Raw genomic sequence first — 15338 nt, 5'->3', positions numbered from 1 at the left:
AAGAACTGCTTCTTCATTGTCAGACGAACACGGACCAATCACCAACAAAATGCGTTGATCTTCACCACGAATAATCGCTTCAAGTTCTTGATCGCGTTGTTGTTTATTGGCAAGTGCTTGTCCTTCTAATTTAGACAAACTACGAACTTCCTCAATATTAATTTTAGGGCTTTTGGCTGTAAATACCATGATTCATCCTCCTTATAAAGCAAACGGACGCCAAGCGAAAATTCACTTTTCACTAGGCATCCGCCTGAAAATTAGTCATTCTTAATGTCGTTTACCGTGACAGTTTTTAAATTTCTTACCAGAACCACATGGGCACAAGTCGTTACGCTTAACTTGGCTAAGATCCAAATCTGCAGGAAGATCAGCCTGTTGCGCAGCGATATTACGAGTAGCGGTCGTACTGATATGACGCTCTGCTTGTGGACGCTCTTGTTCATGAATTTGTGCTTTCATCATCAAACGAGTCACATCAAACTCAATGGAACCAATCATATCATTAAACATACGGAAACCTTCTGCTTGATACTCAACGACAGGGTTATTCTGAGCATAACCACGGAGACCAACAGCATTACGCAACTGATCAAGAGCATCGATATGGTCTGTCCACTTGTTATCTACAACACGTAGGATCAAGACTTTTTGGAATTCTTTGACGGCTTCCTCATCACGAAGCTTAGCAACTTGACTATCGTAGACTTTCAAGGCACGTTGGTAAAGTTCATCTTTGATCGCTTGGTCTGACAAACCTTCTAGGTCTGAAAGTGAAATTGAATCTTCTGGAAGCAAGTTGTATCTTGCAAAATTCAAGATAGCTTCTAGTTTTTCATCTTGTTTAGCACGCGCATGATTATCAACAACACGATTAATGGTGCGTTTAATCATTGCATGAATCTCAGGAGCCAAGTCACGATCAGCAGTGATGACATCGTAACGTTGTGAGTAAATAATCTCACGTTGCTCACGCATGACATCATCGTATTGAAGGACTTGTTTACGTGTGTCGTAGTTGTTTCCTTCAACACGTTTTTGTGCTGCTTCAACCTGACGTGTCAACATACGAGATTTGATCGCTTCGTCTGACATATTGAGACGTTCAAAGACACCCTTCAAGCGCTCTGAACCGAAACGTTTCATCAAATCATCTTCAAGAGAAAGGTAGAATTGTGACTCTCCTGGGTCCCCTTGACGTCCTGAACGTCCACGAAGCTGGTTATCGATACGACGACTTTCATGGCGTTCTGTACCAATGACACAAAGTCCACCAAGTTCACGAACACCTTCACCTAGCTTAATATCAGTACCACGACCGGCCATGTTGGTCGCAATTGTAACTGCACCACGTTGGCCAGCATTCATGATGATTTGAGCTTCTTTATAGTGGTTCTTGGCATTCAATACTTCGTGAGGAACACCTGCAGCAACCAATTTTTTAGAAATATAATCACTGGTTTCAACGGCAACAGTACCTACCAAGACTGGTTGACCTTTTTGGTAGCGAGCTTTTACATCTTCAACAACAGCCTTAAATTTAGCTTCAAGACTAGCATAAAGTACGTCTGGATGGTCAATACGTTGAACTGGACGGTTTGTTGGGATTGGAATAACACGAATATTATAGATTTCGCGGAACTCCTCTTCCTCTGTCTTACCAGTACCTGTCATCCCTGACAATTTCTTATACATACGGAAAAGGTTTTGGTAGGTAATAGAAGCTGAAGTCTTAGTTTCATCTTGGATTGGCACACCTTCTTTTGCTTCAATAGCTTGGTGCAAACCATCAGAATAACGACGACCTTCCATGGTACGACCGGTAAATTGGTCGACAATCAAGATTTCCTGCTCTTCGCTGACCACATAGTCAATATCAAGAATCATGATGTAGTTAGCACGAAGGGCATTGTCTATAAAGTGAGTCAAGGCTACGTTTTCGATATCGTAGAGATTTTCTAGTTTGAAGTAGCTTTCAGCCTTGTCAATACCAGAATCAGATAGACCAATTGTCTTAGACTGAATATCAATGATATAGTCATCCTTATCCAAAGACTTCACAAAATGGTCCGCCATATGGTAGAGTTGGCTGGTTTCAACTGCATTGGCTCCTGAAACGATCAAAGGAGTACGAGCTTCGTCGATCAAGATTGAGTCAACCTCATCGACCAAGGCGTAGTTGAGTGGACGTTGAACCATATTTTCGGCACGAACGACCATGTTATCACGAAGATAATCGAAACCAATCTCTGAGTTTGTTGAATAAGTGATATCACACTCATAAGCTTCTTTTTTCTCCATTGGAGATTTGGCTGCCAAGTTGATCCCAACTGACAAGCCGAGCCATGAGTACAACTCACCCATCTCAGTCGCGTCACGTTCTGATAGGTACTCATTGACCGTAACTACGTGTACACCTTTACCTGAAAGGGCGTTAAGGTATACTGGCATAGTCGCTGTCAAGGTTTTCCCCTCACCAGTACGCATCTCAGGAACGTCACCATGGTGAAGAACGATTCCCCCCATAACCTGAACCTTATACGGGAAAAGACCAAGAACACGCTTAGCTCCCTCGCGTACAACAGCAAACGCCTCATACAAAAGTTGGTCAAGAGTCTCACCATTTTGATAGCGTTGTTTGAATTCTTCTGTTTTTGCTTGCAATTCTTCATCGCTCAAGGCAGCCATCTGATCTTCATATTTAAAGACCTTGTCAGCCATCTTCTCCAGACGACGAATCTCTCCTTTATCATTTTCGATGATTGTTTTTAGTAAATTTGCCATTTTTTTCCTTACTTTAAATTCTGAATATTTTAGAATGTTCTTTTTATTGTAGCATATTTGCCCAATTTTTTCAAGAAATATTCCGTTTTCCCTTAGGGCAAAAAAGGGCTAATCATCAAGATTAGTTCCCTTTAAAATTCCTACTCTTAGCTTCATTTTTCCCTAATTTGAACTTCTACTTAACTTAGCATTGAGAAACGAATCATCTTCAGTTATTAGACAAGAATTTCCTCAGTTCTCTCAAGGAAGATTAGCCTTCTTCTTTTCCAACTTCAGTTTTTTCATAAATTTTAGACCAGTATAAACTATCCAGTCATTGAGTAAGGATAAAAGGACTAAAACTATCCATATCAACCACCTAGCTAGATCCTTGGGTTCTAGTAAAACAAAATTAAATAAGATTAGCGAAAAAAGAGTGAAAGCTAGACTAAACAAGGCTATGAGAGGTAAATAAATCCAGTAAAAATAGTAAAGGAATGAAAAGTGCTTACTTCCTGGTTGTACCTTCCTTTGCCAACTAAAAAAGTAAAAATAGGGCACTAAAACTAGCAATTGTAGCAACTTCTCCATCTCCTCACCTCCAGAACTGTTTCCTATTTTTATTATAGCAAAAAGACCTGGAAAGTAGTTTCCAGATCTTGTAATTCTTAAAAATAAACGGCCAGTCTACTGTTTTGATGTAGAAGTACTAAAATCAACCTTTGGAGCCGTCTTGGCTTCTTCGCTTTCTTTGAAGGTTTCTGCTTCTTTAAAGTTCATCATATTAGCAAAGAGAACAGTTGGGAAGCTTCTTAATTTTTGATTGTAGTCAGTTGCTGCCTGGTTGTAATCTTTGCGGGCTACAAAAATACGATTTTCGCTTCCAGCCAACTCCGTCATGAGTTGTTCCACATTTTGATTGCTCTTAAGCTCAGGATAGTTCTCCGTCAACACAAGCAGGCGTGAAATAGCTGAACTCAACTCACCTTGAGCCTCTTGGTTTTCCTTTGAAGTAACAGAGCCATTCCCAATTTTTGCACGTGCTTCTGCAATCTGGGTAAAGACTTCTGTCTCATGGTTCATTTGTCCCTTTACAGACTCTACCAGATTTCCAATCAAGTCTGAACGACGTTGAAGGGCTGTCGCTACATTTGCTTGAGCTTGTTCTACCTTGGTCTGTTCGGAGACAAGACCATTATAAGTACCTACGACCGAGCAGCCTCCTAGCAAGATAATTGCTAGCAAAATGCTCAATACATAAATGATTCCTTTATTTTTCATATCTAAACCTACTCATTTCTTTAAATTTTATACTGACATTACCAATCATCGGATGAACCTCCACCATCAAAGCCTCCGCCGTCCCAGCCACCAGAAGAATCTGAACCTGAGTCTGACCAAGACGAGTCCGAATCGGATGAGTCACTGATCCACCAGCCACCACTAGACGAGTCATCGTTACGAGAACTTCCACCTCCTCTGATAATGGCAATAAACATGACGATGAAATAAATGATTATCCCGACTCCAAATATATTGTCCATAGGTTCACTGTTTTGACGGCGACTTGATGAACCACTTCTATCTCGATTAGATTTTTTGCCACTGATACTTTCAGAATAACGTTTGATATCAGAGGAGTAGCCATCAGATGAAAAGGTTCCAGTTCCCTTATAAAACTGATTATCCAAACCTTTGGCAATCGCTAGAATTCCCTTACTATAGTCTCCATTTTTAAAATCTGTACGACTGGCTGCCAACAATTGCTTGGTTTGGTAGTCCGTTATTCTAATTGCGGTATTATTACTGGTTTCAATTCTTGATTTACGATCTTGAACAGCCACCACAATCAAACTTCCAAAATTATCTCCTGAATAACCTACCTTCCAGGCTCTAGCCGTCTCATTAGCGACCGTTTCAATGCTTTCTCCTTCAAGACTATCTACGATATAGACACCCACTTGAAGCTTTTCTGCCATTTTACTATTGGCTTCATTCAAATCACGAATTTGTGTGATAGTATCCTCTGTCAAATAGTGATTTGGATCGTAGATACCATAGTCTGGTTTTTCAGGTGCGGTGAATGCTGATAGGAAGAGAAATACCATCAGCAATCCAAGGATACGCACCAAGAAAGGATTCTTCAACAATCTATATTTTTTCATAATAACCTCCCTGTTCAAGGAAAATTGTTTAGAGAATTATAGCATTTTGATTTTTACAAAGAAAGTACATTTTCATTACAAATCTATGACAAGAATCAAGAAAATGATGTTGTTTTGATGACAAATCGGACTCTCTAAGCTGCATTTTAAAATGATTCTTTCATTCAAGCCCAGCTTTTACATTAAAGAAACTAAAAATCTACTGCCAATATTTTTAACGCTCATCTACCTTCATTTCATTTGATTGTTCTTTCCTTACATCATTCTGCTCAATTAAATCAGCACCAAATTTAAAATACACTAAGTCCTTAGCTAAGATTTCAGCAGCATAAACTAATTTTATGAATTTCGGCCTAGTATTTTTTCCTTTTTAGGATAAAATCTCTCGCTACAAATATATGTTTCATCTATCCTAGTATCTAAATTATCTATTCACATGCTTTTTATAGTGAAAACTTCTACATCCTACGCGACAATCTATCTCAAAATAATAATAATGATCTCTGCCATCTTTGGCATTTTCCTTATTTAAAACAAAGTAGTTCTTTTGGTTTATGGCCATGGTCCGTAGGATATCATCAATGAGAAAGGTCAGGGGTACATTCATGGTAGAGTATTTTTGAAAATCTTCCTCAAAACGAATGTAGTCATCTGAAAAATAGTCCATCTGTAGTTTGTTTTCATATAACTCTTTTCTAGTCATCAACTTCCTCCTGACAAAGTTGGATTGTGAGAATATCATCTACCCTTATTAATCGATAGCCTTCATCCGTTCTAACAGAGATTTCTTGAGGAGATAATTCTCTTACTTCACCCAATATGGTGCTTTTATGATTTTTCTCCTTGACCACAAAAGAGCCTTTTAGTTGATTTATATAGAGTTGAGAGAGCAAGAGCAACTTCTCAACTGGATTCAAATCTGTTGATAAATCGACACGATTTTTTTCTGCACTGAGTGAACTGGTATGCTCCGATAGAAAAAAGCCCATCCACTTCTGCATGCCTGAATCCTGATAATCCCTCGCGGATTGAAAGGGCAAATAAGAGCGATCAATCATTTTAATCCATCTAATCCTCCAGCAGAGTGCCCTCCGATGAGCTTGCTTCTGGCAATACTTCTCGATGCGTCTTCTAAGGCAGTCGCCTTCAAGAGAGAAGTAAATCCGAATTGTTCTCGAATGGAATCAATGGCAGTCTGGAGCCTTTCTTCTTTTTCTAGCTTGTCAACATCATCAAAAAGGGAAATTAAAGCAAAGGATTCATCCACAAATCCTGAATAACTAACGGCAACACTTCTGACGGCTCCAGAAGTATATTTGCTATGGAATAATTTCAGTACATAACTGACTAAAAGATTGGTATTATTGGTCGGCTCAACCTTCATCTGGGTATGGATGGAGCGTTTTTGTTCCTGCTTAGAAAATCCAAGATGAATAGACACAACTGTCGTCTTCTTTCTGGCCCGTCGAAGTCTGATAGCCACCTGCTCAGCCATCTCTCGAAGGATAATTTCGATGTCTCGCTGCTTGACATAGTCTCTCGGTAAAATTTGCGAATTGCCTAAGCCGTGAGATTTGGCTTTATAGGGCTTGTGAACATTACTCTCATCAATTCCATTAGCATGAAACCACAAGCGAAGTCCAGCTTGGCCAAGTTCCTTCTTCAGGACATCAGGATTGCTATTGGCTAATTCCTTAATTGAATAGATTCCCAAACTATTCAAGCGCTTCTCCATCCGATGCCCAATCCCCCAAAAGTCGATCATCTTTGGAATGGACCAGACCTTGTCTTCCACATCTTGGTAAGACCAATTGGCTCGCATAGTCGGTGTGTGCTTGGCTTCATTATCCAAGGCCAACTTAGCAAGCAGGGGATTGGCATTAGACATACCGACTGTCGAGTAAATCCCGGTCTGTCGCCAGATATCTCTCTGGATACGAGCCGAAAGCATGTCCAGCTTATCTTTACGAGAAATCTGCTGATCTGGAACAAAATAATTGAGCGAACTGGTTAGATCAATAAAGCCTTCATCAATTGAATAAGGATAAATATCATCAGGACTGCCATAGTTCTGAAAGATTCCTTGGATTTCCATATTGACTGCGATATACTTATCCATCCGAGGAGGGACAATGACGGTCACCCGAGCCCAATCTTCGATAAATTTCACATAAGCTGAATCCGTAGGTAGGCCTTGTTTCTTAGCATTGTAGTAGGAAAATTTGCGCGTCTTGATATCAAAAGGCAGATCATGAGCACGACCGACATTTGCTTTCCCAAAAACCTTTTTAAACATAGGCGAGGAGGCAAGAATAAGCCCAATAGAATTATCCGCCCGACTCATAACACAAAGGGAAGTTTTAAGAGGATGAAGCCCTCTTTCCACACACTCAACACTGGCATAAAAGGACTTCATATCGACAAAGGCAATATCACTTTTGGGCTCTCTGGAATAATCAAAGTAGCCCATAGACTATCCCTCCATTGGCACAAAGTTACCCACGATAATTCCTACAATCCTCGGATCTTCCTCATAGGAGATGAAAATATCCTTGTATTTAGGATTGATGGAGACTAGACGTAAACCTTCTGCTTCTCGATAGACCCGTTTGATATAGGTCTGGTTATTGCAAACCACTGCATAGACTGCCCCGTCATAATCAAATCCTGTCTCACGAATCAAAGCTACTGAACCATTTTGATATTTGGGTTCCATAGAATCCCCTGATACCCAGGAAGCAAAATCATGAGCCAGTTCCTCATTGAAATAAACCGTATCAAAGTTGCGATCATCATAAACTGAAGCTCCGATACCGGCTGACATACGTTCGTAGACATGATACTCGAAAAGTTTTTCTGAAATAAGCGTCACCTTCTTGGCTTGTTCTTCTTGAACCAGGTTGCGAGCATAGACTACCACCTTTTCTTTCCCTTGATTAGAGAGGCTATTATAGAGACGGACGATTTCGATTTGGGTGAAATAGCCTTTTGGTACTTTTAAAATCTCTTCTAATTGTGAAACCTTCTCTTTAGAAGGCTCCTTAACTCCACGCTCCCAGGCCGAATAAGCCTGAAAACTAATCCCAAGCTGCTCTGCAATCTCTTTTTGTGTTAGCTTTAGCTCTTTTCTCCGAGCCTTGAGTTTTTCTGGTTGGTACATGATTTACCTCCTAGCATGATGTTTTCATTGCAGGTTGACTTTATTTTTAAAATTCAACTATTTTGGTTTAGTTTTATTATATAAAAAAAGCAGACGAATGTCTACTAGAAATGTTGAGTTTTGGCAAACGACTGGTAATAATGATGCTATAGATTCCTTATCTCAAATACTGCCGTATGAATCCACTCGTTATGCATTTGAAAGTCATTTTCTATGATTTTACTAAAGGTGAAACCATTTTTTAAAAGCACTCTCTGAGAGGCCAGATTGTCCCTTGCCGTCCCTGCGATAATCTTATGTAAACCATAAGTAGTAAAGGCCTTGTCTAAAACGAGTTTAACTGCTTCGCTTGCATATCCTAAATTAGTAACATTTTCTCCGATCCTATATCCAAGTTCTGCTGTTTTTCTATCATCCTCTAAGACACTTAAATTGATTCTTCCAACCATAGTGCCTTGTGCATCTCTAATAAGATGCATATAGACATCATGATTCTCTTGTTCCCTTAACAATTCCCTTGTAATTTCTTTAAAACCTTCTAAGTCAAAATAGTGAGCTGGTCTAGGAGGTAAACTCCGCTCAAAATACTCCCGATTTTCTTTTTCAAAAGAATAAACATCTATGCTATTTTCTTCAGACATCAGCTCTAAACTTATCATTGTAAACCACCTCCTATCATTCTATAAATTCAAATGTACTCATGTTCATACAAAGTGACATTTACAGAATTTACAGTGATATCTTAATTTATTCATATCGTATCTACATTATAACACAACATGCTATGAAGAAAAATAATATCCATCAAAGTCCTCATAAATTCCAACATCTTGCTAAACAGGCTGGAATGCCTATAGAAGCTATTTTAAAATCCTACTTACTTCATCTTCATAAAATGATACTGACTCACAAATAAAGAAGAAAACCATCTCAAATTTGATGAGATGGGGAATCATTTAGTCTACTTTATAAAAAACTTGTTCTGAGCTAGTTGGAGCAGCTTGGCCAGCAATAAGCCTGTTTTTACTTAAGTCAGAATCTAACCCAGCTATAGTAAGTCCAGCAGGATAAATACTCATTCCATACCCTGTAAAACCAGACCTAACGCTGAAGCTAACACTCCCATCGCTAGCTATGCTCACTTTCTCAATGTTCCCACTATTTACTAGTCCATTTTTATCGAATGTAAACTCTTGCCCAAGTCCATTTCTCCATGTTCCAACTAGAGTAGAGAAATCTCCATTTAGAATGGCTTGCTCATCTATTTTTTGTGACTCAGCATTCGTTTGCTCTTCTTGTGTCGAAGGTTTTTCCTCAGTAGTCGTAACACTATCTTGAGTAGTCGTTGAACTAGTGGTTGTTGTACTAGTTGCTGTTGTACTAGTCGCTGTCGTACTGGTAGTAGAAACCTGTTCTGTTGTAGCATTTACTGCTTCTACATCTTGCTTCTTATGATTAAAGAAGAACATAAAACTTATCAGTACTATAGCAATTAAACAACTTAACAGAATCAAAATCCAATTGATGCCTTTTCCTATTTTCATTTATAACTCCTTTAAATTATTCGCATTTAATTATATCATACTAAACTGATACTAGGAACAAATTATATAAGACAAAGGCTAGTGGTGTGATTTTTGGGGGTTAACTCTCTATTGAGGATTAAAAAAGAACACCCCGAAAGGTGTTCTTTGTAAATATAGTCATTCTTTCGAAGAACGTTTACTAAATTGTGATGCTTTACGAGCTTTTTTCAATCCTAGTTTGAAAAGTTTGGCTTTTAGGACAGCTCAAAAGCGCTTGATAGGAAACGTCCGAAGAGTTTATGCCGATTTTGATTTCAAGAAATAGGAATAGATGTATCTATAATAGTGCAATTTCTTAATGCAAAACTTTCAATCCTATCCTCTTCCTTCTTATCCTAATAAAGTTTGTAATATTGGAATAACAACGATAAATAGAACCGTACTTAGAGTCACCACATTCGTAGAGAATTCCACATCTCCTTTTCCCTGATTAGCAAGGATCGGAAGAACAGCTAAAGCTGGTGTAGCGGACTGAATCATAAAGGTCTTAAATTCTACTGTCGCCATATTTGGCGCAAAGAACTTCAATACAAGAAGCATGATTAGAGGAGCTAGGATAAAGCGTCCAACTAAAGTGACAATTGTATCTTTATCAAAAGTAATAGTTTTCAAGCCTGCCTTTGCAAGAACGATACCAATATAAATCAGAGATAAGGGAGTTACGATATTTCCAACATAGGTTAAGGTATTCGTTGCGAAATCTGGAATAGAGATTCGGAGAATCAAAAATAGCAGAGCCACAAGAAAACCTACAAGCGGAGCTGGTAGCAATTTCTTCCAGTCAAATTTACTTGTCTCCTTGCTTTGACCCGATTTACTGTCACTCGTCATCAAATACACGCCCAATGTCCAGGTGGAAATCGTGTTAGTGATATAGTAAATTAAGAAATAAGGAAGAGCCTGATCCCCAAAAAGAGCAACGTTTAAAGGTAAACCAATAAAAATAGTATTGGCATTCACAAAAGTATTAATCATGGTTCCTCGCCGTCCTGGACGAACCTTGAAAACCATAACTGCAATATAAGCTACGATATAGCCCAAGATAAAGGCCACAAATGTATAAAGGAGACCTCCAGAAAGACTGATTAGTTTATCTAGTGTTAGGTATTTCATCACCGACACAAAGATTGACGCTGGCAAGGCTACATTCATGATCAAACGAGATAGGTTAGGCCCAAAGGCATCTCCAAACCATCCCTTCACCTGAAGAATATACCCCAAAACAATAATAGCGATAATCGGAATGATACTCGTAATCGAGGTTAAAAAGAGTGACATAGGTATCCTTTCTAAATTACTTAAGTCCACAGCCCATACAAATCTGTCGCTAGCAAAGGATAGACAGCAGCAGTGAATTATTTATACTCTGGATACCACTTCAAATCACGAACTGCTTTGGCCATATCTGTTTCCTTAGCACGTGCAAGACCTTGCTCTTGTGCTTTTTTAGCGACTGCTTCTGCTACTTTAATAGAAACATCTGCTACATACTTGAACGGTGGCAAGACAGGAGCTCCTGGTTGGCCTGGATTGACAATACCACTCAATGAATGAGCCGCTGCTCCGATCATTTCATCAGTCAAAAGACTTGCTTCAGAAGCCAGCATACCTAGACCAAGACCTGGGTAAATCAAGGCATTATTGGCTTGACCAATCACATAGTCGACACCTTTATAAGAAACTGTATCAGCAGGAATTCCTGTTGCGACAAAAGCTTTGCCATCTGACCATTCAATCAAATCTTTGGCACTAGCTTCTGCTAGTTTGGTTGGATTTGACAAAGGGAAAATCATCGGACGTTCTGTATTTTCACACATAGCCTCTACTATTTCTTTCGTGAAGGTATTTGGCTGAGTCGAAGTTCCTACAAGAATGGTTGGCTTCACAGTCTTCACTACTTCAAGCAGGTCAGTCAACCTGTCTGCATTACTAAAGTCAGCACGTTTCTTAGCAAACGGTTTTTGTTCAGGGGTTAGGTCATCCATGTCATCAAAGAGAAGACCTTGTTTATCAACCATAAAGAAACGTTTATAGGCTTCTTCTTCAGAAAGACCTTCACTCACCATTTCACGAAGAACACGAGAGGCAATTCCTGCACCCGCAGTCCCACCACCATAGCAGAGATAAACTTGATCTGTTAATTTTTCACCACTAATATCCAGCGAACCAAAGATACCACCCAAGGTAACGATTCCTGTACCTTGAATATCATCATTAAAAGTTGGAATTTGTTTCCGGTATTTTTCAAGAATATTGGCAGCATTCGAGCGGCCGAAGTCTTCCCAGTGAAGGTAGAGTTTAGGAAAGAGACGTTCTGCTGTTTGAACAAATTGGTCAATGAAGTCGTAGTAACGATCTCCGCGAACCCGTTCGTGACGATTTCCTAAGTAATTAGGATTGTTACGAAGTTCTTCACGGTTAGTCCCTGCATCGATAACTAAAGGAAGGACCACAGAAGGATCGATTCCAGCAGCACCCGTATAGACCATCAATTTCCCGACAGAAATATCGACACCATTTGTTCCCCAGTCACCGATTCCAAGGATTCCTTCTGCATCTGTTACAACAATGAGGCGAATCTCGCGATCACCAGCAGCATTTTTCAAAGTGGCTTCAATATTTTCAGGATGATTGATATCAAGATATCCCGCATATTGGGGATCTACAAAGAGGTCACTATAGCCTTCAATGGTATCTGCAATGGTTGGATCGTATACAATTGGATTGAATTCCTCCAAATGTTGAGAAAAGAGGTAATAGAAAAGAGTCCGGTTGGTATTAAAAATTTCCATTAGGAAAAGACGCTTTTCCAAATCATTGGCTTTTGTTTGCATTTGTGCATAAGTTTGCGCCGCTTGTTCTTCAATCGTTTGAACATACGGTGGCAGTAAACCAATAAGGCCTAGTTCCTTTCGTTCCTCTAAGGTAAAGGCAGTACCTCTATTGAGGAAAGGGTTGTTTAAAATATCATGTGCAGTCATAGTGCAACCTCCTTTTTACTTCTATTATACCACTTAAAACGAATTGTTTGGAAAACTTTGTTGTTTAAAAAATACAATCGTGTGCGCATATGTTATAATGAGTCTACGAAGACAATTTTCTAATAAGCTCTTTTATAGTTAAAACACCATTATTAATGACACTTTAAGTTGTTATATTTTATAAAGTTCTGAACTCATAAAACTCTCGATGATCACTCTTTCCTAAAAGTTTCGAGTAAAAGAAACTAATCATACAAATTGGCAATCCGAATTAAAATAAATATTATATAAGTTTGTTATACAATACTTTGTATTTTTTAAGATGTTTTTTTGTCATGCAAAACTTGTATTCTATTTATATGACGAATAAAAACTATTTACAACAATATATTTCCCACAAAGTGAAATATTTTCGAACACAGAAAAAATGAGCCAGGAAGAACTTTCGGAACAAGCGGGACTTGGGCTTAAGTATATCAATCAACTTGAAAACCAAAATGTGAATCTGACCATTCACAGTCTTGAAAAAGTGATTGTCGCCCTAGAGATGACCCCAGAGGAATTTTTCAATTTTGATAGCCTTGAATCAACCTCTGATAAGACCGACAATCTTTCACTCAAAAGAATCAACATGAAGATTAAACAGCTCCCTATTGATAAACGAGAAAAGATGTTGGTCATTTTTGAAAGTATCTTAGATAACCTTTGATATCCCTGACTCACTTACATTTTAACCGGCAAATACTCGTATAGTCAAATTGTAGGGTACGGATAAAAAGTATTTATCTAGTGATTTCCACTTATTTTCCTTCTCCAACTAATGAAAGTGAGCCCATATGAATTTAAAAGATCTACAATATTTTTATGACCTCTGCCAGCTTCAATCCTATACGGAAGTAGCAAAACAACACAAAGTCAGCCAACCATCTATTTCTTATGCCATCAAGCGCTTAGAAGAATCTTTTAATTGCAAATTGATTCACCACGATCCCTCGCATCGTTCCTTCAAACTAACTCCTCAAGGGCAAATCCTTCTAAAGCATACAGAAAAGATCTTACCTGAGGTTATTTCTACTCGCAAAGAAATCAATCGTTCCTTGGCCCAATACTCTACTGTAGGATTTCCTCCTATTATCATTCAGTATCTCTTTGCTGCCTTAAACGAAAAAGATAAATTCGATTTTTTAAAAAAAGTACGCCCTATCCGCGGTGGCTCCGTAGAGTTATTAAATCTTCTCCTCAAGGGAGACCTTGATGCAAGCCTACTCGGCTTGATTGAACCACTCAATCATCCTTCAATAGAGACACATGAACTCTTTCATAAAGAACTGTATGTCGTTTTATCTAAGAACCATCCTCTTTCTACTGCTCCTTCCCTCGCTTTTGAAGATTTAGTAGATCAATCCTTTATACTCTTAGACGAACACTTTGTTCACTTGAAAGCTTTTGAACTACTTAATCAAAAGCATCAAAACAAGGCAGAAGTATTCTTTAAGACTGATGACATTGTCATCATTAAAGAACTTTTAAAGAAAGGGGTTGGCCTTAGTTTACTAGCTGATATCGCACTTTCTGATGAAGATGATGATTTAATAAAAATCCCTCTAATACCGGAGGACCAGATAACATTTACAGTTTATTATGCTTATCTCAAATCAGCTACACTGTCATCAGAAGCAGAAGCCTTATTTAATCTCATTAAATCATATGAATAGAAAAAAACTCTAACTATCAACTACCTGATAGCTAGAGTTTTTTTCATTATAGGTATTAGACTAAAGTACAAAGAAATAGGATATGATCGCCGAATTTTTCATTTACCTGATACCATTCAAGGAGATTTCTAATTATAAATCTACAAGATATCAATAAAAAGAACACCCCGAAAGGTGCTCTTTGTAAGTATAGTCATTCTTTCGAAGAACGTTTACTAAATTGTGATGCTTTACGAGCTTTCTTAAGACCTGGTTTGGAAAGTATGGATTTCAGTTGGACTAAAAACAGCGTAATATCAAGGATTTTCTGAACAATATCTACTTTTTAATTTCATAAAATCTGAATCAATATTTTTAAAATAGAGGAATAGTTTAGGTCTCTAAGCATTAAAATAATACACCTAACTTTGGTCACCGTTTTTTAGTTATTCACTCTTTTTTCGGATAGTATTTTTAAAGTTATGATGTAAAATGCCGCAATTAAAACACTATACATCATAATCGGAGGATAGAGAATTAGGGATAGAATCAATCCCACTCCTTTAATTATTAGGTCAGGTATCAATAACTTCCTATATTGTGCGGTAGCTTCAAGTAATTCTTTCTGATCTATATTGGGTTTATCAATTACTTTATGTAAAAACCAGTTTGCTACCGTTGAAACAATAACGATCAGTCCATAAAAGAGCTGTGCCGTATGATTCATGAAATGACTACTAACTATTCCAGTAGCATATGGCATAAATGAAACAAAAAATAAAAGATACAAATTCTTTCAAATTCCTCCCTTTTCAACTTGGCTAACTTGACCTGCATTACCTAGGTCGCTTTGCTTTAAATTATACTTTTTTCTTAAACATTTGATACGAGTAGGTATTTCTTGTGAGTAATTTTCATCAAAAAATTTCATAGATAAGTCCTATATATAATCATGGTAAAGTAGTAAAAATAGTTGTTATCCTAGTTGA

The 15338-nt window shown here is 38.2% G+C and carries 14 protein-coding genes and 2 pseudogenes; 2 read left to right on the top strand and 14 right to left on the bottom strand.

What is annotated here, in order from left to right; all coding sequences use genetic code 11:
- The 12 genes and pseudogenes from HMPREF2728_RS05135 to HMPREF2728_RS05075 form a co-directional block, all read right to left on the bottom strand.
- A pseudogene (locus tag HMPREF2728_RS05135) lies at positions 1-189 on the bottom strand (3-deoxy-7-phosphoheptulonate synthase); the annotation flags it as partial.
- 81 nt (positions 190-270) lie between these two features.
- A complete protein-coding gene (secA, locus tag HMPREF2728_RS05130) occupies positions 271-2784 on the bottom strand; it encodes a preprotein translocase subunit SecA (RefSeq protein WP_075227255.1) in 2514 nt (837 codons plus the stop codon).
- Positions 2785-3450: 666 nt separating this feature from the next.
- Positions 3451-4044 carry a LemA family protein gene (locus tag HMPREF2728_RS05120; protein ID WP_000790850.1) on the bottom strand — a complete coding sequence of 198 codons (594 nt, stop codon included), beginning with the start codon at positions 4042-4044 and terminating at the stop codon, positions 3451-3453.
- Between the two features lie 38 nt (positions 4045-4082).
- The gene (locus HMPREF2728_RS05115; RefSeq protein WP_075227253.1) at positions 4083-4928 is read right to left on the bottom strand and encodes a TPM domain-containing protein; all 846 of its coding nucleotides are present in this window, start codon (positions 4926-4928) and stop codon (positions 4083-4085) included.
- 424 nt (positions 4929-5352) lie between these two features.
- Positions 5353-5631 (bottom strand): DUF5960 family protein, encoded by a 279-nt coding sequence (locus tag HMPREF2728_RS05110; protein WP_049528839.1) that lies wholly within the window; start codon positions 5629-5631, stop codon positions 5353-5355.
- Entirely contained in the window at positions 5624-5986 is a 363-nt protein-coding gene (locus tag HMPREF2728_RS05105) for a hypothetical protein (RefSeq protein ID WP_075227252.1), read from the bottom strand. Before HMPREF2728_RS05105 ends, HMPREF2728_RS05110 begins: the two co-directional genes overlap by 8 nt.
- Entirely contained in the window at positions 5983-7398 is a 1416-nt protein-coding gene (locus tag HMPREF2728_RS05100) for a Y-family DNA polymerase (protein WP_075227251.1), read from the bottom strand. The genes HMPREF2728_RS05105 and HMPREF2728_RS05100 overlap by 4 nt, the downstream gene beginning before the upstream one ends.
- Before the next feature lie 3 nt (positions 7399-7401).
- Positions 7402-8088 (bottom strand): XRE family transcriptional regulator, encoded by a 687-nt coding sequence (locus tag HMPREF2728_RS05095; protein WP_075227250.1) that lies wholly within the window; start codon positions 8086-8088, stop codon positions 7402-7404.
- Positions 8089-8234: 146 nt separating this feature from the next.
- The gene (locus HMPREF2728_RS05090) at positions 8235-8747 is read right to left on the bottom strand and encodes a GNAT family N-acetyltransferase (protein WP_075227249.1); all 513 of its coding nucleotides are present in this window, start codon (positions 8745-8747) and stop codon (positions 8235-8237) included.
- Positions 8748-9044: 297 nt separating this feature from the next.
- Positions 9045-9632 (bottom strand): DUF6287 domain-containing protein, encoded by a 588-nt coding sequence (locus tag HMPREF2728_RS05085; protein ID WP_075227248.1) that lies wholly within the window; start codon positions 9630-9632, stop codon positions 9045-9047.
- Between the two features lie 372 nt (positions 9633-10004).
- Positions 10005-10952, bottom strand: a complete 948-nt coding sequence (locus HMPREF2728_RS05080) for an AEC family transporter (RefSeq protein ID WP_060956181.1) — start codon at positions 10950-10952, stop codon at positions 10005-10007.
- 77 nt (positions 10953-11029) lie between these two features.
- On the bottom strand, positions 11030-12655 hold the full coding sequence (locus HMPREF2728_RS05075) for a malolactic enzyme (protein ID WP_075227247.1): 1626 nt from the start codon (positions 12653-12655) through the stop codon (positions 11030-11032).
- A 359-nt stretch (positions 12656-13014) separates the two neighbouring features.
- On the opposite strand from HMPREF2728_RS05075, the pseudogene HMPREF2728_RS05070 reads away from it, so the two are divergent.
- Together HMPREF2728_RS05070 and HMPREF2728_RS05065 are read left to right on the top strand one after the other, a co-directional pair.
- Positions 13015-13364 (top strand): annotated as a pseudogene (locus tag HMPREF2728_RS05070) (helix-turn-helix domain-containing protein).
- Between the two features lie 127 nt (positions 13365-13491).
- Complete coding sequence (locus HMPREF2728_RS05065) at positions 13492-14370, top strand: LysR family transcriptional regulator (protein WP_075227246.1); 879 nt, start codon at positions 13492-13494, stop codon at positions 14368-14370.
- Positions 14371-14791: 421 nt separating this feature from the next.
- Here the strand turns inward: HMPREF2728_RS05065 and HMPREF2728_RS05060 are convergent, their stop codons facing one another.
- Both HMPREF2728_RS05060 and HMPREF2728_RS10955 read right to left on the bottom strand, forming a co-directional pair.
- Positions 14792-15112, bottom strand: coding sequence for a hypothetical protein (locus tag HMPREF2728_RS05060; RefSeq protein ID WP_083280556.1), 321 nt, complete (start codon positions 15110-15112; stop codon positions 14792-14794).
- A gap of 33 nt (positions 15113-15145) precedes the next feature.
- Positions 15146-15280: a hypothetical protein gene (locus HMPREF2728_RS10955; protein ID WP_002889641.1), complete on the bottom strand. Its 135-nt coding sequence runs from the start codon at positions 15278-15280 to the stop codon at positions 15146-15148.
- Positions 15281-15338: the final 58 nt, after the last annotated feature.

The organism is Streptococcus sp. HMSC061D10 (assembly GCF_001808865.1).
Classification (GTDB): Bacteria; Bacillota; Bacilli; order Lactobacillales; family Streptococcaceae; genus Streptococcus.
Note: the sequence above shows the minus strand (reverse complement) of the source record. Positions and strands in the feature narration are given on the sequence as shown.